Here is a 16,805-nt window from a genome sequence, read left to right on the forward strand (position 1 = left end):
GCTACTCTCACGGTGCGGGACCGGAGGCTTCGGCCCGCCTCCGCTACCTGACCGGCACCGGCAACGCCCCGATCGTCTACGAACTGTCGGTCTATCAGCGATGACCCGAACCTCGTGCTGGTACGAAGCCACCCTGACCGCCTTGACATCGATCCTCGGTGGAGTGGCGGCGGGCGGGGCTCGATGGGCTACCGGTCGGCGCGGAGGAGGAGGTGGATGGTGCTGTGGGTGGCGAGTCCGCCGAGGGCGGCAAGTGCGCGGAAGGTCAGGGGTATGTCGACGACGGTGGGGGCGTCGAAGTGGATTCGGAAGGCGAGGTCTTGGCGGTGTTGGCCGGTGAGTTCGTGTGGTGGTAGGTCGAGTTCGACGCCGGGGATCGGTTCGGTCTCGATGGCCAGCGGGCCGGTGACGAAGCCTTCGTTGATCAAGGTGACGTCGATGATGTGCCACTCGGCCGGGGTCAGTTTGCCGATGGGGGCGGTGGTTCGGGCGGCGTTGACTCGGGCCTCGGGGTTGATGGTGACCGCGATCGGTGCGTTGGTCTCGACGGGGCCGGAGCAGCCGCACGCGACTGCGTGGTGTGTCTGGTTCATCAGTCGGCCTCGCATTCGTCTCGCCGGGTGACGTAGATGGCTTGGGCGGCGTCGTACGCCTCGCGGGCGGCTGCGCGTTCGGTGTCTCGGATGAAGCCGGACTTGGCCTTCCAGAGGGCGTCGACGGAGTCGTGTAACCACTGGGCGCTGCGCCGGGAGGCTCGGATCGGTTGGCCGGCGATCTCGACAAAGATCGGCTGGGTGTGCACGCTGCGCAGGATCCGCATCGCTATCCAGGACGAGTTCTGCAGTGTCACGTCGAAGGCGACCTCGTGCTCATTGCCGTCGGCCGGTAGCTCTTGCGTTGCCGCCACGATGCCGTTCACCAGCACCTCGACCAGGACACTGCGGGTCCCGGCGATCCGCGCTCGTTCCAGGTGCCAGCCCATGGGGGCGCTGTAGACCGGGCGGCCTGTCGAAGGCGGGGGCGGTTGCTCGGGCAGCCAGGCCGCGACTGTCGCGCTGACCCGGACCGGGCCGGGTGTGGCCGCGGTGTGTTCGCGGCTGAGGTTGCTGTCGACGGCCAGGTCGAAGACGTGACTGCGGCCGTCACCGAAGTACGACGTACCTTCTCGCAGGCCGGTGATCCACGCCTCCAGCGCCTGTGCGCCTTGCGGTGGTTGGGCCAGTCGTACGTACGTGCGTCCGACGCCCGGGCCCTCGTCGTAGATACAGGGATAGTCGGTCTCGCCGAGCATCAGGGTGCGATAACCGACGTTGAGGAGGTGGTACCAGATGTTGAGCTCGGCGGCGGGGGCGAACTGGGTGCCGCACTGGAAGTCGGCGGCTCCGAGGGGTACGTCGACGATGATCTCGTTGGAGCCGATGCCTTGGAAGGACGGGATGAGGTAGTTGGGGAGTTCGTCGGTGCCGACCGCCAGGCCGATGCCGCAGTGTGCGTAGCCGACCAGCGCGTTCTGGGCGTGTCCCCAGCGCATGATCGGCAGGTTCCACGACGGCCAGTCCTCGATGATGCTGGTGCCGGGATAGTCCTGGTCGGTGAGCCCGAGCAGGATCACGTGACCGGAGTGGCTGGACGGGAAGCCGGACACCTCGACGTCGTACCGCAACAGACTCTCGCCGTCGCGATCGGTGGGCCGCGGGACCCACGTCATGCCCTGTGCTTCTTGCATGTCGGGGTATTCGAGCTCGGCCGGGGGACTGATCGACTTGCCACTGAAGAACTGCTTCTGGTGGTAATAGCACGGTGCCCACGCGAGCACACTGCCCAGCCACAGTCCCTCACCGCGGACGTGCCTGATCATCGTCTCCGGGGTCACGCCTTCGGTCGGGACGCTGTAGTGCGAGCACCCGCCGGCGTGGATGTGGGGGTCGCCCGAGTAGTAGCCGTGGCTCGCGGGGTCGATCCATCGGTCGAGTGGGATCGGGATCGTCGTGGTGCCGGAGTCGACGGTGGCCTCGAACCGGACGGGCCGGTACTCCGGGCCGCGCGCTGCGGAGATTTCGTACGGGCCATCGGGTAGCCGGATCACTTCGCCGGTCGCGCGGTACACGTGTTCGTGGAAGAACATGTCGGGAGCCAGCCGCATGCCCTTCGACGGGTACGAGCGTCCTTGCGCGTCGCGGACCGTGATCGCAGCCATGCAGCTACTTCCGTCAGGCTCGCGGACGTCGAACTGGATGTCGCGGGCCGGCGCGCACTCGAATTCGAACGACGCGGAGTGGTCCCGGTCCTCGAAGGACGTCCGGAAGCCGGCGACGCCCTCGGGTGACCGGCTCAGGCTGTGATGGTTGTGTCGGTCTGCGACGCCGAGCATCAACCCACCTGGCAGGGCGCCGCTGTCTCGGCTGTACAGGCTGATGACCTTGTATTCCACCTCGAGTCCGGACAGGACACCGGATGCCGCGATCTTCGCCTCCAGCCAGGCCGTCTTGATCCGCGGAACGCTGGTCAGCGAATCGTGCAGCGCGATCCGCGCGGCGTGGCTGACGTGGTCGATGACGCCGTACACGCCCTTGTTCATTGCGAACAGTTCCGCCTCGATCCGGTGCGGGTTCGCGACCCGGACCAGGAAGCTACGCCAGCCGTGCTGGACCAGCCGCGGCGGCGCCGCGCCGGGTGTGCACATCGTCAACCCCTGCTCGTCGATCCGCGCGTCGATCAGCACGAACGGCCGGAGCAACTGCTCGACCTCGCGAGACCGCTCCGCGTCACTCGTCGATCCGCCCACCGTGGACAGCCGGGCGGTCACGTCGGCCGGCAAGGGATCGCCGAGATCCTCCAGCGTCCGGACGGCGCGGGTCGCCGAGGCGAGCAGTGGCTGTGCGGCGGGTTCGGACATCTGACCTCCTGAAGGACGTGCTGCTGGGAAGCATTCCGGGCAATTCAGGACCGCGACATCCGAACCAGTACATCAGGTCATCAGCACCACTGCCGCCTGTGCTCACCTGTGAGTGGGACGATGCGTGCCTACGAACCCGAAGATGCCGAGCCGACCTGGGAGTCGTACTTCCGGGCGATTCGCGACACAGCGTCGAAGGACAACTCGTCGGAGCAGGTCGCCGCGGTCTGGCGTCCACGTGGTCCGACAATTGAGCGTCCGCCGGGCTGTCATGGCGGCCGGCGTCGGCGGACGCTGCTCGGTTTCTACTGTGTACAGCGTCAGGTGGAGTGCAGTGCCGAATGGTCGCGGCGGCGTTGCACGCCGAGGGTGATGCCGAGTCCGGCACCTCCGAGGGCGATGCCGCCGAGTGCGCCGAGCGCGACCGAGTTGGCGTCGAGTCCGCCTGATGGTTGCACTGGGATGCTCGGTTCCGGTGGTCCGGGGAGCGGCTCCGGGACCGACCAGGTGGGTTCCGGCGGTACACCGGCGTTGGCCGGCGTGGCCGCCCCGAGCACAGCCAGGCAGGCGGCGCCGGTGCAGACCGTCAGGCCAGACAGTGCTTTCGCGACGGTGCTCCGGTGCTTCCAAGTGCCGGTCCGTGAGGTGGTGACGTGGGTGGACATGACTTCTCCCTTTGCCTCGCGTCCGGCGGGACTCGCCTCTGTCGGTGGATCCGGGTGCGCCTGACGGTCGGTGATCTGGTTGTCGCATGGCGCGGTATCGCGGCGGCAAGGACCGGTATCGCGGCGGTATCGCGGCCATTGACCGCCGGTACGGTCGGGTCGACAGTCGAGATGTGGGTATCGCCGTTCTCGGCCCGCTCACGATCGAGGGGGAACAGAAGGTTCTCGGACGACGTGATCGCGTCGTGCTCGCAGCTCTGGCCGTGCACCCCGGAGAGGTGGTCAGCGCGGAGGCACTGGCCGACGTCTTGTGGGGCGAGCAGGTACCTCCGTCGGCAGCAAAGATCGTCCAGGGCTGCGTGGTCAGGCTCCGCAAGCTCCTCGGCAGCCACGCGATCGAGACCTCAGCGCTGGGTTACCGGTTGGCTGTCGCGGTCGAAGAGATCGACGCCCGGCGTTTCGAGCGCGCCGTCATCCGTGCTCGCGAGTTGCTGGCAGCTGACGACCCCGAGCGGGCTGCGCTGGTGCTGGCCGATGCGTTGACGTTGTGGCGGGGCCGGCCGCTGGCGGAGCTGGACGGGTGGGATCCGGCGCGAAGCGAAGCGGCGCGGCTGACCGAACTGCGGCACACGGCCGAGGAGCTGTACGTCGAGTCCGCCCTGCGGTCCGGTCAGCATGACCGGGTGTTGGCGAAGGCACAGGCGCTGGTGGTCGAGGCGCCGTTGCGGGCGGACGGGTTCTTCGGCCGGGACACCGACATCGCGGCGTGCCTGCACAAGCTTGCCGACGCCTCGGTGCTGGCGGTGGTGGGCCCGTCGGGGTGTGGCAAGTCGTCGCTGATCCGGGCCGGCGTCGCGGCCGCGTTGCGCCGGAACGGCAAGCAGGTAGTGGTGATGACGCCGGGGGTGCACCCGGTTGCCGCGCTCGCTGAGGCGATGCCCGGCACTGGGACGGCCGGACGGGCGCACGATGTACACGGGCTGGCCGGTGACGGCGTACGACACGGCGGCGGGCGAGCCGGTCTGGCGGCAACCGAACATACAGAGTTTCTCGATTTTCGATCTACGTCCGGACGGGAAACTGCTGGTGGGGGAGTTCCACGACTTCGACCAGAACAACACGATGTCCGTGCTCGACGCGCGGACCGGGCGGGAAGTCACCCGGCTTCGGGGGCACGTCGAGCAACCACGGGGAGTTCGCTTCTCCACCGACGGACGGCTGTTCGCGTCGGTGTCGCACGACGGTGAGGCAATCCTGTGGGACGCCACGACCTGGAAGCCTGTCGAGCGCTGGAAGACCTTCGAACAATCATGGACTGCCTCCTTCAGCCCGGACGGCCACCTCCTCTACACCGGCGGTGACGACGGGATGCTGCGCACCTGGGACCTGACTGGCCAGAACACTCTGCTGCGGAGAACCGGGACGGCAGGCGCGGGTCGGGCTTTCGCGCACGCCGACCTGTCGCCCGATGGCCGACGGGTGGCTTATCGGTGGCTCGTTGGAGAAGAAGGGTGGATCCGATTCGTCGACACAGCCACTGGTGCATCGACCCGCCCGCAGCGCCTCCCGGTTTACGAAGGCGAAGAGTCGCCTGGCGCGTGGAGTGCCGACGGCCGGCGCTACGCGAGCTTTGCGGGTTGCCAAGCCGTGTGCAAAGGCGGCGCAGTGAGTGAACTCGACACCACCACGGGCAGGATCATCAGAGAGCAGGGCATCATTGCGGACGAGATCTACTCGCTGGCATACATCAACAGGGACACAAGCCTCGTCGCCGGTGACTCCGCCGGCACGCTCACCCTGATCGACGCCGAGACATTGCGCCGCAGCGGAGGGCCCTACGACCTGCCGGCGGGCTGCTGCCTTGCCGTCTCCCAGGACGGTCGTTCGGCACTGCTCTTCCAGCAGACGGCGAACGGCGCGTCAGAACACTGGCGGGTCGCCGATGTGACCACAGGGCAGGTCCGTACCGAAGGAGACGTGGATTTCCGCGCACGGGACGCGGACTTCTCGCCCGACGGCCGCACAGTCGCGATCACCGGTCAGAGCGGCGAACTCGTCACGATCGAACTGGCGACCAGGACGCCGAAATCAAGCTCGACCGGGTTAGGCACCGAGGGCCTTCACGTGCGCTACTCCGACGACGGTTCCCGGCTGGTCACCGGTGCGCTCGACGGCGGGGTCAGCCTGTGGGACGCCAAGACCCTCCAACTGCTCGGCACCGTGCATGCGATCGTTGCCGGCGAGCCGGTCGTCGCGGCGGTGAACTTCTTCGAAGGCACCAACGACGTCATGATCGCCTCGTACGACGGCCAGATCTTCAAGTGGGACACCAACCAGAACCGTGCAGTCGAGCTCGCCTGCCAGATGGCCGGCCGGAACCTGACCACCGAGGAATGGTCGAAGTTCCTGCCCACTCAGCCGTTCCGGAAGGTCTGTCCGCAATTCCCATAGCGCGCCAAGCCGGTAGCCGTCCTCCCGACTGCCCCGACGTCGGGCACCGGTGCTGCCTCTGGTTCTCGTGCCCGACCGGGGTGTCGGCGACGGGGGTCGCCGAAGCGGAGATGCCGAAAGAACTCGTCTGCCTCGCGATGCACCCGATGGTTCCTGGGCGGTTGCCCTCCGGTGTGCTGTGGGGCGGGGGTTCAGCCTGCCGGGAATAGATGTCCGCCTATTTACGCTACAGCAGTTGTATCGGAAAAGCCTCGGAGCGATGCTGCCCTGAGGGAAGGCATTCGGGCCCTTCTCAACCGGGAGGGCAGATCGAAAGGATCGTAGGAGGACATCATGGTTGGCAGTTCGGTTCAGCATCGTGGCTCGATCGGGAGCGTGGCACAGCGCGGCATCCCGGACGAGGTGGACGTGGTCATCGTCGGCTCCGGTGGGGCGGGGCTGATGGCGGCACTCACCGCTGCGAAGGAGGGTGCGCGGGTCCTCGTCGTGGAGTCCCGGGAGATCGTCGGTGGCGCCACCGGGATCTCTGCGGGTGCGGCTTGGATCCCCAGCCACGGCTTCTCGACCAAGGACCTGAAGGTGAGTGACGACCTGGATCGGGCCCGGCGGTACATCTACGGCGAGGGTCGGGACAAGATTCTCGACCACGACCTGGTGGAGCAGTTCCTGCAGACGGGGCCGCATGTCGCCCGGTTCATCGAAGAGCACACCTCCTTCGGGTGGATCCCGACGATCTGGCCGGACTACCGGTCCGACATCGACGGCGCGTCGGTTGGCCGGGCCCTCTTTCCCGGCCCCTACTCGCCCGAGGGACTGGGCGAGGCCGCCAAGTTCGTGCGACCGGCCCTGACCACCGGCATGGCCAAGAATCCGCTCCCATTCTGGTTGCTGGGTGGGATCGGCATCGATGACGTCTGGCTTGCCGGCCCGGCACTGGTCGGAGCCCTGCTCGAGGCCGGCCTGCGCAACGGTGTCGACGTACGCGTCGAGGCGCCCGCGGTCCGGCTCGTCACGGATGAGCCGGGAGTGCACGGCGTTGTGGTCCGGGCCGATGGCGTCGAGCACACGGTGCGTGCCACCAAGGGGGTCGTGCTGGCCAGCGGCGGGTTCGAAAGCTCGCCCGAAGTCACGACCACCTATCTCGGCGCGCCGTTCGGCTTGCAGGTTTCCCCCAAGGGCCATGACGGCATCGCGGTGCAGTTGGCGCAGGAGGTAGGCGCTGATCTGACCGGTGTGGAGGACGCTTGGTGGATGCCCGGGGTGCAGTTGCCCGGTGAGGAACTGGAGGGCCGCCCGCTCAGTCGGGTGTTCCTGGGGGAGCGTGCGCTGCCGCACAGCATCATGGTGAACAGCAAGGGTGAGCGCTTCGCGAACGAGGCCCTCCCGTATGACCAGCTCGGGAAGATCATGCGAGAGACAGACCCGGAGACGGGCACCATGCCGAACGCCACGGCCTGGCTGATCTTCGATCAGACCTACTGGACGAAGTTCGGGATCTTCGGCATCACGCCGGGCGGAGAGGTACCCGACTACCTCCACCGCGCCGACACCCTGTCGGAGCTGGCAGCCAACATCGGGGTCGACGAGGTGGGGTTGCTCCGCACGGTCGATCGGTTCAACCCCGAGGCCGCACGCGCTCGCGACCCGCAGTTCAACCGCGGGAACACGATGTTCGACCGCTACTTCGGCGCGTTCTCTCCCTGGCTGGGCAAGAACTCGCCCGACGCGCGGTTCCCCGCTGCCACCGCAAAGGCCCGGATGGGCATTGCCGCGGCGATCGGACCGGTCGTGAGCAAGCTCGCGGGACGGGTCGCGAAGAAGAACGATCCCGAACGCGTACGTTCCATCGTCGTCGGGCCCCTGGCGAGGATCATCCGGCCCGTGCTGAAGAGCCCGAAGTCGAGCGTGCTGGGGCCGGTCGCCACCGCGCCGTACTACGCGCTCAAGGTCGAGGCCAGCGCCCTCGGCACCGTGGGTGGTCCGAAGACCGACGCACTAGGGCGCGCGCTGAACACCGAGGGCAAGGTCATTCCGGGTCTGTACGCCGCCGGCAACGCGGGAGGCGCACCCACGAAGGGGTTCTACGGAGGTGCCGGAGGGACGATCTCGCTGGGGCTGGTGTTCGGCTACCTGGCGGGCCGGGAAGCAGCGCGGCGACAGGAGACCGCCTGAGCAACCTCATCGGTGCGGTGTCACCGCGGGCGTCAGGAGTTCGATCGCGCGATCGGTCCATCCGTCGCGTGGCGATCCGAATCTGAGCACCTCTGCGAGGTACGCACCGACCAGCAGGCCGGCCAGTGTGTCGGGGTCCACGCTCGCGTCGAGTACGCCGGCCCGCACGTCGATGTTCATCAGATCGGTGACTGCGTTCAATCGGGCGGCCAGTCGTGCGCGGAGCGCCGAGGTGAAGTCGGGGTCGCTGTCGGCGATCACGGCGGCGGTGGCACCGCGGCCGAGTCCGTTCTCCAGCACGTCGCTGATCCCGTCGAGCACCCAGCGCAGCTTCTCGCCGACCGGGAGATCAGGTGCGAGAGGTGGCGGATCGACGAGCTGGTCGACCGTCGCCTTCATCAGCTCGTCCCGGCCGCGGTACCGGCGGTAGATGGTGGTACGAGCGACGCCGGATCGGGCCGCGACCGAATCGATGTTCACCGCGGCCGGGCCCTTGGTGCGCAGCAGCTCGAGGGCCGCGGCGCCGATGCGCTGGTCGACCGACTCGAGCCGCGGCCGGCCGCGGCCGTCCTTGGTAGTGGGCATGGCTTCGATCCCTTCGGAATAGATGCATATTCAATTACGCTACACCATCTGTAGCGATGAATCGTAGCGCTCTCGGCGCGGATGAGGAGGAGTGATGAGCACGATCGACGCGTGGATGCTGGCCCTGATCGGGGTGGCAACGCCCTTGATCTGTTTCGGTGGCCTCGGGTGGGCCTACCGGATGGAGCAGCGTGGTACTGCCAGGAAGAAGAAGGCGTCCGGCGCGCGGCGGACCAAGTACAGGGTCGGTCACTGATGGGCCGAGTACACCGCCGACCCCGCCGAGCGTGAACGGATCTACCGACGCCTGCTCGACGAGCGCGATCAGATCATCCGCCTCGGCCCGCAGTACCGGCTGATGGCCCGGAGCGAACAGGACCTGATGAGCCTTGTCGACCGCGCCCGCGCCAGCCACGACGCGGCCGTCGTACGCGGTGAAGCAGTCGCCGAGACCTGGCCGCCGCTACCCGCACCAACCAGCTGACCGAGCACAGGGACCGCCGTACGGCGTCAGCGGTCGGGGGAGGCGTCGTAGCGCCGGTACAGGCCGGCCATCTCGCCATCGGGATCCAGGGTGCTCAGGATCGAGTCGGCGATCGCGTTGAGCTGGGTGATCTGCTTGGGCGTCAGGACGTCGATGACGTGCTGTCTGACTGCGGCGACGTGACCCGGGGCACTTTCGCGCACCTTGTCCCAGCCTTCCGGAGTCAGTCGCGCGTTGGTGGCACGGGCATCCTCCGGGCACGGAAAGCGCTCGACGAGGTCTCGGTCCTCGAGTTTCCTGACGACGTGGGACAGCCGGGGGAGAGTGGCATTCGTCTGCAGCGCCAGCGATGTCATCCGCAGGGTGTGCTCCGGAGCCTCTGACAGCATCGCCAGGACGTAGTACTCGAAGTGCGTCAGCCCGGCGTCCCGCCGCAGTTGCGCGTCGAGAGCTCCGGGCAGGAGTTCGAGTACGGCGGCCAGCCGCACCCAGGCACTCAGCTGTGTCTCGTCGAGCCATCGTGTCGTCATGACGACCATTCTTGCAGCGATTGGTTGTCTCTACAACTATTTGGTGCTACAGTAATAGTTGTAGCGACAACCAATCAACGGTTATCAAGGAGTAGGCATGGCACACGTCAGCATCATCGGCACCGGAAACATGGGTCAGGCGATCGCGAGCGTCGTCTCCAAGGGCGGCAACACCGTCGAGCTGTTCGGCTCCGCGGACAAGGATCGGCGGATCACGGGTGAGATCGTCGTCCTGGCCGTGCCGTACCCGGCCGTGGCGCAGGTCATCGCCGAGCGCGGTGACCAGCTCGCCGGCAAGATCGTCGTCGACATCACGAACCCGCTGAACTTCGAGACCTTCGACTCGCTCGTCGTCCCCGCGGACAGTTCCGCGGCCGCCGAGATCGCGGCGGCACTGCCCCAGTCGCGGGTTCTCAAGGCGTTCAACACCACCTTCGCCGCGACCCTGGCCTCTGGTGCGGTCGGCGACATTCCGACGACGGTGTCTATCGCCGGCGACGACGCCGACGCGAAGGCATTGCTGTCCGGTGTCGTGTCCGCGGGCGGCCTGCGCGCAGTCGATGCCGGGCCCCTCAGCCGTGCTCGTGAACTCGAGGCGCTCGGCTTCCTCCAGCTCACCCTCGCGGTCGGCGAGAAGATCTCCTGGACCGGCGGTTTCGCCCTCGTCTGACCCCCAACGCATCGCGCCGACGCGGCCGAGCCAACCGCACGTTCAGCCCACCCCACCACCGTGGGGTGGGCTGAATGCGTTTGGACATCCATCACCCCACCACCTGCTTTGTCGGAGCCTAGGTGGACTCGGCTGCCGTGGTCGTTGGCCCGCTTGACTCGCGGATGACGAGTTCGTGGGGGACGGTGTAGACGCGGGCTGGATCTCGATTGCCCTGGATTCTGCTGATCAGGGCCTCGAACGTCCGGTCCGCCAGGAGGTCCAGATCCGTGGCGACGCTGCTCAGACTGGGCGAGAGATAGCGGCCGTCGACGATGTTGTCCCAGCCGATCACCGCCACGTCGTCGGGGACCCGGACCTGGTGCTCGATGAAGGTCCGGATGGCGCCGATGGCGAGCAGGTCGCTGGCGCAGACCACAGCGTCGACCTCGCCGATCCGGGGCAGCAACTGCTCCGCCATCGCCGCGCCCGTCTCCCGGCTGTACCGGTCGCATCGGAGCAGCCAGTCGTCTTGGCTCTCGAAGCCAAGTTCCTTCACGGCGGCCCGGAAGCCTTGGAGGCGGAGCTGGCCGACACTCGACGGCCGCGATGGATTGCCACCGACGTACGCGATCCGTCGCCGTCCGCCGTCGGCCAGGTGCTGTACGACGTCCCGGGCGGATTGCTCGTTGTCGATCGCGACGTAGTCCGCCGCGCCCTCACTGAGATGCTCACCGAGCAGGACCATCGGGGTGAACCGGCTCATCTCCGCCAGTCGCCGCGGGTCCACGGCCAGCGGACTGTAGATCACTCCGTCGATGCTGTTGCCGGGATATCCGGCGGCGGCACGGAGTTCGTGGTCGTCGCTGCGCCCGGTCTCGTCGGTGAAGACGGCGTACCCGCGCCGCTCTCCCGCCATGATCAAGGCGTGCGCCAACGCGCCCAGGTACGGCTCGTCGATCCGCGGCACGGCGAGCGCGACGATGTTGCTGCGGCCGCTCTGCAGCTGCCGCCCGACCAGTGATGGGGTGTAGCCCAGCTCGGCGATCGCGGCCTTGACCCGGGCCCGGGTCTCGGCTTTCACGTGGCGTCGCTCGTGGACGACATTGGTCACGGTCTTCAACGACACCCCGGCCAGTTCGGCGACATCCTTCAGCCGGGCAGGCCGAGCCGGCCTGCCGTTCGCGCCGGCGTCGACGTCCTTGCCGGCACGCACGTCGTCCATCGTTCTCCCTCCGACGACTTCAAAGACCTCAGAACGACATCTTGACAGAGCCGGTGAGCCACGGTCAGCATCAACTTCTAACGTTAGAAGTTCTAACGTTAGAAGTTTTGTCGACGCAGTGCCACCGACTACGGGAGTGGCTCGTGAAGAAGATCGCGTTCGTTGCCTCGGTCGTCCTGTCCGCCGGGACGCTGCTCGCCACCGCGGCGTGCACAGGCGGCGCCCCGGGCGCCGGCTCCGGGGACGTCCAGCAGGACACCAGTGAGCAGCAGGAGATCCGGTACATGATCGGCCAGCCGGAGGATCCGGCGGATCTCGAGCTGATCAAGTCCGACCTGAAGACGTTCGAATCGAAGAATCAGGGCATCACGGTGAAGCTCGACGTCATCCCGAGCGAGAACGTCCGGACCGTCCTGCAGACCCAGTTGCGGTCGGGGCAGGGCCCGGACGTCTTCGGCTACGACACCGGACCGGGATTCGCCGGCGCGCTGGCCAAGGCCGGACTGGTGTACGACCTGACCGCTGCGTACGACGAGCACAAGTGGCCGATCTACGACTTCGCGAAGAAGCGCGTCACCTTCGACGGCAAGATCGTTGGAGTGCCGAGCCAGATCGAGGAGGTCGGCATCTTCTACAACAAGACGTTGTTCGCGAAGTACGGCATCGCCGAGCCGAAGAACCTCCCCGAGCTGACCGCCGCGGCCGAGAAGCTGAAGCAGAACAACGTCGTCCCGTTCGCCGTCAGCGACAAGGAAGGCTGGCAGGGCGGCCACCTGCTGAGCATGTCGTTGTCGAGCGCCGTCGGGTCGAACGGCATGGACGACCTGCTGAACGGCCGTACGTCGTGGAACACTCAGCCGGTCGTGGACTCGCTGGCGGTCTGGAAGGACTGGAACGACAAGAAACTGCTGACCCCGTCACCGACCGCGGTCAGCTACGACAACGCGAACGCGCTGTTCTACTCCGGCAAGGCTGCGATGAACCCGACCGGCAGCTGGCTGGCCCTGGACATCGAGCGGAACGCCAAGTTCGACGTCGGCTTCATTCCGTTCCCGGCCAAGGACGGCGCGGGCATCTTCAGCGGCGGTCTCGGATCGGGCACCTTCGTGTCCGCCTCGACCACCAAGGCCGACGCGTCGATCAAGTTCCTGGACTACCTGCTCACCGCCGAACACGGCCGCTGGGCGGCGGAGAAGCTGCAGGACATCCCGGCGTACCCGATCGACACCAACGGGATGAAGGCGTCGCCCTTGTTCAAGCAGGTGCTGGACGACTCGGCCAAGATCGCCGACGGCACCGGTGACTTCGGGTACAACATCGACGTCCTGACCACCGATGTCTTCAACAACGCGATGTGGAAGGGGATCCAGGGCATCTTGAGCGGCCAGGCCGATGCGGCGCGGGTCGCGGCGCAGCTCCAGGCCGCCTACGAGAAGTCGGCCAAATAGGATGGGTGCCGTCAGCAACGTCCCTGCGGTCACCCGCAGGGCCCAGGCGCGGCTCGGCATCCTGCTCGCGCTCCCGGTGGCGCTGGTCACCGCGGTGTTCTTCGTCTTCCCGATGGTCAACGCGCTGTACTACGCGGTGGTCGACTTCGACGGCCTCGATCCGACCCCACCGTTCGTCGGACTGCAGAACTTCACCGAGATGTTCACCGACTCCGCGACCTGGCACGCATTGGGCAACAACGCGATCTGGATCGCGATCGGCACGGCCTCGCCGATGATCATCGGGCTGCTCGTCGCCGTCCTGATCTGGTCCGGCCGTGGCGGGGGAGCGGTCTACCGACTGCTGTTCTTCCTGCCCTTCATGCTCCCCGGAGTGGCGATCGGCATCGTCTGGGGCTGGATCTACGATCCCGTCAACGGCTGGATCAACCGAGTGCTCGGGGCGGTCGGTCTCGACGGCGTGAGCCGCGGCTGGCTCGGGGATCCCAAGACCGCGATCTTCGCCGTACTCGCCACCGCGATCTGGGCGACCTGCGGCTTCGTCACCATGATCATCCTGTCCGCGCTCCGCAACGTGGACGTGGAACTGGTCGACGCCGCCCGGATCGACGGAGCGAACGCCGGCCAGCGGTTGTGGCACATCCTGCTGCCACAGATCATGCCGGTCTTCCTGATGGTGCTGACCCTCACCCTGGTCGGCGGGTTCAGCGTGTTCGACATCATCTTCATCATGACCGGCGGGGGACCGGCGGACGCCACCGAAGTGCTCGGGACGTACGCCTACTCGAGCGCTTTCGAGCTCAACAGGATCAGTTACGGCACCGTGCTGGCGCTGCTGATCACGGTCCTGGCGGTGCCGTTCACGATCATGCTGAACCGTCTCCAGCGACGGCTCTCCCTGCAAGGGCTGGGGGCTTGATGGTCGAGTTGCCTGTCGCCGTCTCGAGCCGCACCCGGACCGAGGTGGAAACCCGCCGCCCTGCGGTACGCCGTTCTGCTGGACTTGCCGTCCGCCACCTGGTGCTGGTGATGATGGCAGCGGTGACACTGTTCCCGGTGCTGCTGATCATCTCCACGGCGGTCAAGACACCTCAGGACGTCCGGAGTGACCCGTTCGGACTGTTCTCGTCGTTCTCACTGGAGAACCTGCGCTCGGCCTGGACAGTAGGCCGGTTCAGCAGCTACCTGCTGGACAGTGTCCTGCTGTCGGTGCCCAGCACGGTCGTGGTGATCGTGATCTCGACGATGGCCGGCTATGCGTTCGCTCGGTTGCCTTTCCCGGGACGGACGTTCGTCTTCTACCTTGTCGTACTGGGCCTGCTGGTGCCGTTCTTCACCTACATGATTCCGCTGTACTTCCAGCTCCGGTCGATGGGACTGCTGGACAGCCTGGTCGGGGCCAACCTGGTACTGATCTCGACCAACCTGTCGTTCGGGACGTTCTTCATGCGGGCGTTCTTCTCCGATCTCCCCGACGAACTGGAACAGGCCGCGCGGATCGACGGCGCCTCCGAGAGCCGCATCTTCGCGCAGGTGATGGTGCCGATGGTGAGCTCGGGCGCCGCTGCCCTGGCCGTCTTCACGTTCCTGAGCAACTGGAACAACTTCCTGGTCCCGTTGCTCTACCTGCCGAGCGGAAAGTACCGGCCACTCACCGCCGGTCTCTACAACTTCACCGGCGGCCGGTCGATGGACATCGGGCCGCTGGCCGCCGGCACCTTGATCACCATCGTCCCGGTGATCGTGATCTTCGTCGTCCTGCAACGGCAGGTCACGCAGGGCTTCATGTCCGGCGCCGTCAAGGGCTGACGCACACCACTCCGCACTCTTCCAAGGAGACCTATGCCATCCCTGGTCAGATTCAGCTCACCTCGCGTCGCGGAGGTCGTGCCCGACACCGAGCGCACCCCGCAACCGGACGAGGTCCTGATCCGCACGCGGTACTCCGGTATCTCCGCGGGCACCGAACTGACGGCGTACCGCGGTAGCAACCCCTACCTGAACAAGCGATGGGACGACGACTCCCGGCTCTTCGTCGACGGTGACACCTCGATCAGCTATCCCGTCGACGGTTGGGGATACGAGGAGGTCGGCGAGGTCGTCTCGCTCGGTGCCGAGGCTGAGGGCGTCGAGGTGGGAGATGTGGTCTGGGGTACGTGGGGACATCGCAGTCACACCGTCAAGAAGGCGAGTTGGGCCGCGCAGCGGATCCTGGACGCCACCGTCGATCCACGGATCGGCATCTTCAGCCAGATCGGTGGGATCGCGCTGAACCTCGTGCTGGACGCGGACATCCACGTCGGCGAGACGGTTGCCGTCTTCGGCCTCGGCGTACCCGGGCAGTTGGCCGCACAGCTGGCGCGGCTGAACGGCGGCCGCGTGATCGCCGTCGACAATCTTCCGGCCCGCCGTCAACTGGCGCTGGACCTCGGTGCCGACCATGCGCTCGACCCTGCTGACGGTGGGGTGGCGGAACGGATCCGCGATCTCACCGACGGCCGCGGTGCCGATGTGTGCCTCGAGGTGTCGGGCAACTATCGCGCCCTGCACGAGGCGGTTCGGTCGGTCGCGTACAGCTCGCGGGTCTGCGTCGCCGGGTTCATGCAAGGCGACGGCGCCGGCCTGCGGCTGGGAGAGGAGTTCCACCACAACCGGGTGGCGCTGATCTGCTCGCAGATCTCAGGCGTCGCGCCGGCTGTGCAGCATCGGTGGAACTACGAGCGACTGGCGAGGACAGCGATCCAGCTCGCGTCGGAGAAGCGGCTGAACGTGACCGACCTGATCACCCACACCGTGCCGATGGTTCAGGCCGCGGACGCCTTCCGGATGCTCGACGAGCGTCCCGAAGAGGCTCTGCAGGTCGTGCTCAGCTTCGACGAGGAGGTCACCGCATGAGCTTCCGACTGGCGGCCGCGGAGCTGACTCTGCCCGGCGAGACCTTGGAGGAGAAGTTCGCCTTCGTTCAGACGGTGGGCTTCGACGGGATCGAACTGTCCGCCCGCGGTGACGGGATCTTCGGATCGCGGGTCGACGAACTGCGACGGGCCCGCGACGCCGGCGTACAGATGCCGACCGCGGTCGTGCACATGGACCACTTCATCGGCGACTTCGACGCCGGTCGTCGCCGCGACGCCATCGAGCAGCTCAAGATCCACTTGAGCACGATCGCGGCAGCGGGCGGCACCGGCATCGTCTCGCCGCACGCCTTCGGCCTGTTCTCCCGACGGTTGCCACCGTTCGAACCGCCCCGTTCGGTCGCCGACTCCCGGGCGGCTTTGGTCGAGGCTCTCCGTGAGGTGGGCGAGCACGCCGAGTCCGTGGGTGCGAAGGTCTACCTGGAACCGCTGAATCGGTTCGAAGACTTCGTGATCAACCAGTTGGCTGATGCGGTCTCGGTGGTCGAGGAGGTCGGATCTCCCGGAGTCATGATCACTGCGGATACCTTTCACATGTCAATCGAGGAAGCCCGGATCGGCGAGTCGATCAGGCGGGCCGGTACCTTGATCGGCCACGTCCAGCTGGGGGACAGCAACCGGCTGGAGCCCGGTGCCGGTCACTACGACTGGGTCGAGACCTTGGAGGCACTGGACGCGATCGGCTATGACGGCTGGCTGGCAATGGAATGCGGTCTGAGCGGCCCGGTCGACCAGATCCTGCCCAAGGTGGCCAAGCTGCTGTCGCGCTGACCGGCCGCGTGGCC

17 protein-coding genes and 1 pseudogene are annotated in these 16,805 nt (G+C 66.9%); 12 read left to right on the plus strand and 6 right to left on the minus strand.

Annotated elements, in window-relative coordinates; all coding sequences use genetic code 11:
• Nucleotides 1-188: 188 nt before the first annotated feature.
• The 3 genes from ACGFIF_RS16940 to ACGFIF_RS16950 all read right to left on the minus strand — a co-directional run bounded on the left by ACGFIF_RS16940 (nt 189) and on the right by ACGFIF_RS16950 (nt 3,561).
• The gene (locus ACGFIF_RS16940; protein ID WP_393155376.1) at nt 189-593 is read right to left on the minus strand and encodes a hypothetical protein; all 405 of its coding nucleotides are present in this window, start codon (nt 591-593) and stop codon (nt 189-191) included.
• The gene (locus tag ACGFIF_RS16945) at nt 593-2,896 is read right to left on the minus strand and encodes a CehA/McbA family metallohydrolase (RefSeq protein WP_393155378.1); all 2,304 of its coding nucleotides are present in this window, start codon (nt 2,894-2,896) and stop codon (nt 593-595) included. Before ACGFIF_RS16945 ends, ACGFIF_RS16940 begins: the two co-directional genes overlap by 1 nt.
• Nucleotides 2,897-3,216: 320 nt before the next feature.
• Complete coding sequence (locus tag ACGFIF_RS16950; RefSeq protein WP_393155380.1) at nt 3,217-3,561, minus strand: hypothetical protein; 345 nt, start codon at nt 3,559-3,561, stop codon at nt 3,217-3,219.
• A gap of 86 nt (nt 3,562-3,647) precedes the next feature.
• Here ACGFIF_RS16950 and ACGFIF_RS16955 point away from each other — a divergent pair, with 86 nt between their 5' ends.
• The 4 genes and pseudogenes from ACGFIF_RS16955 (at nt 3,648) to ACGFIF_RS16970 (ending at nt 8,184) form a co-directional block, all read left to right on the plus strand.
• The gene (locus ACGFIF_RS16955) at nt 3,648-4,808 is read left to right on the plus strand and encodes a BTAD domain-containing putative transcriptional regulator (protein ID WP_393155382.1); all 1,161 of its coding nucleotides are present in this window, start codon (nt 3,648-3,650) and stop codon (nt 4,806-4,808) included.
• Nucleotides 4,792-4,893, plus strand: a pseudogene (locus tag ACGFIF_RS16960) (hypothetical protein); the annotation flags it as partial. The gene ACGFIF_RS16955 and the pseudogene ACGFIF_RS16960, both read left to right, overlap by 17 nt.
• 36 nt (nt 4,894-4,929) lie before the next feature.
• Nucleotides 4,930-6,012: a WD40 repeat domain-containing protein gene (locus ACGFIF_RS16965; RefSeq protein WP_393155484.1), complete on the plus strand. Its 1,083-nt coding sequence runs from the start codon at nt 4,930-4,932 to the stop codon at nt 6,010-6,012.
• 333 nt (nt 6,013-6,345) lie between these two features.
• Complete coding sequence (locus ACGFIF_RS16970) at nt 6,346-8,184, plus strand: FAD-dependent oxidoreductase (protein WP_393155384.1); 1,839 nt, start codon at nt 6,346-6,348, stop codon at nt 8,182-8,184.
• Nucleotides 8,185-8,190: 6 nt separating this feature from the next.
• Here ACGFIF_RS16970 and ACGFIF_RS16975 read toward each other — a convergent pair whose 3' ends face one another.
• Nucleotides 8,191-8,769: a TetR/AcrR family transcriptional regulator gene (locus ACGFIF_RS16975; RefSeq protein WP_393155386.1), complete on the minus strand. Its 579-nt coding sequence runs from the start codon at nt 8,767-8,769 to the stop codon at nt 8,191-8,193.
• Between the two features lie 94 nt (nt 8,770-8,863).
• On the opposite strand from ACGFIF_RS16975, the gene ACGFIF_RS16980 reads away from it, so the two are divergent.
• Nucleotides 8,864-9,025, plus strand: a complete 162-nt coding sequence (locus ACGFIF_RS16980; protein WP_393155388.1) for a hypothetical protein — start codon at nt 8,864-8,866, stop codon at nt 9,023-9,025.
• A 102-nt stretch (nt 9,026-9,127) separates the two neighbouring features.
• Nucleotides 9,128-9,253 carry a hypothetical protein gene (locus tag ACGFIF_RS16985; RefSeq protein WP_393155389.1) on the plus strand — a complete coding sequence of 42 codons (126 nt, stop codon included), beginning with the start codon at nt 9,128-9,130 and terminating at the stop codon, nt 9,251-9,253.
• A gap of 26 nt (nt 9,254-9,279) precedes the next feature.
• Here ACGFIF_RS16985 and ACGFIF_RS16990 read toward each other — a convergent pair whose 3' ends face one another.
• Nucleotides 9,280-9,783, minus strand: coding sequence for a MarR family winged helix-turn-helix transcriptional regulator (locus ACGFIF_RS16990; protein ID WP_393155391.1), 504 nt, complete (start codon nt 9,781-9,783; stop codon nt 9,280-9,282).
• Between the two features lie 97 nt (nt 9,784-9,880).
• Between ACGFIF_RS16990 and ACGFIF_RS16995 the strand changes: the two genes are divergently transcribed.
• Nucleotides 9,881-10,453 (plus strand): NADPH-dependent F420 reductase, encoded by a 573-nt coding sequence (locus ACGFIF_RS16995; protein ID WP_393155393.1) that lies wholly within the window; start codon nt 9,881-9,883, stop codon nt 10,451-10,453.
• Between the two features lie 118 nt (nt 10,454-10,571).
• Here ACGFIF_RS16995 and ACGFIF_RS17000 read toward each other — a convergent pair whose 3' ends face one another.
• Nucleotides 10,572-11,657 (minus strand): LacI family DNA-binding transcriptional regulator, encoded by a 1,086-nt coding sequence (locus ACGFIF_RS17000; protein WP_393155395.1) that lies wholly within the window; start codon nt 11,655-11,657, stop codon nt 10,572-10,574.
• A gap of 143 nt (nt 11,658-11,800) precedes the next feature.
• Here ACGFIF_RS17000 and ACGFIF_RS17005 point away from each other — a divergent pair, with 143 nt between their 5' ends.
• The 5 genes from ACGFIF_RS17005 to ACGFIF_RS17025 are packed head-to-tail and all read left to right on the plus strand — an operon-like array spanning nt 11,801 to nt 16,791.
• Nucleotides 11,801-13,105, plus strand: coding sequence for an ABC transporter substrate-binding protein (locus ACGFIF_RS17005; protein WP_393155397.1), 1,305 nt, complete (start codon nt 11,801-11,803; stop codon nt 13,103-13,105).
• A gap of 1 nt (nt 13,106) precedes the next feature.
• Complete coding sequence (locus tag ACGFIF_RS17010) at nt 13,107-14,024, plus strand: carbohydrate ABC transporter permease (RefSeq protein WP_393155398.1); 918 nt, start codon at nt 13,107-13,109, stop codon at nt 14,022-14,024.
• The gene (locus ACGFIF_RS17015) at nt 14,024-14,914 is read left to right on the plus strand and encodes a carbohydrate ABC transporter permease (RefSeq protein WP_393155400.1); all 891 of its coding nucleotides are present in this window, start codon (nt 14,024-14,026) and stop codon (nt 14,912-14,914) included. The genes ACGFIF_RS17010 and ACGFIF_RS17015 overlap by 1 nt, the downstream gene beginning before the upstream one ends.
• 33 nt (nt 14,915-14,947) lie before the next feature.
• Complete coding sequence (locus ACGFIF_RS17020; protein WP_393155401.1) at nt 14,948-16,000, plus strand: zinc-binding dehydrogenase; 1,053 nt, start codon at nt 14,948-14,950, stop codon at nt 15,998-16,000.
• A complete protein-coding gene (locus ACGFIF_RS17025) occupies nt 15,997-16,791 on the plus strand; it encodes a sugar phosphate isomerase/epimerase family protein (protein WP_393155403.1) in 795 nt (264 codons plus the stop codon). The genes ACGFIF_RS17020 and ACGFIF_RS17025 overlap by 4 nt, the downstream gene beginning before the upstream one ends.
• The last annotated feature ends 14 nt before the right edge of the window (nt 16,792-16,805 follow it).

Source organism: Kribbella sp. NPDC049174, assembly GCF_043197365.1.
In the GTDB taxonomy this organism is placed as follows: domain Bacteria; phylum Actinomycetota; class Actinomycetes; order Propionibacteriales; family Kribbellaceae; genus Kribbella.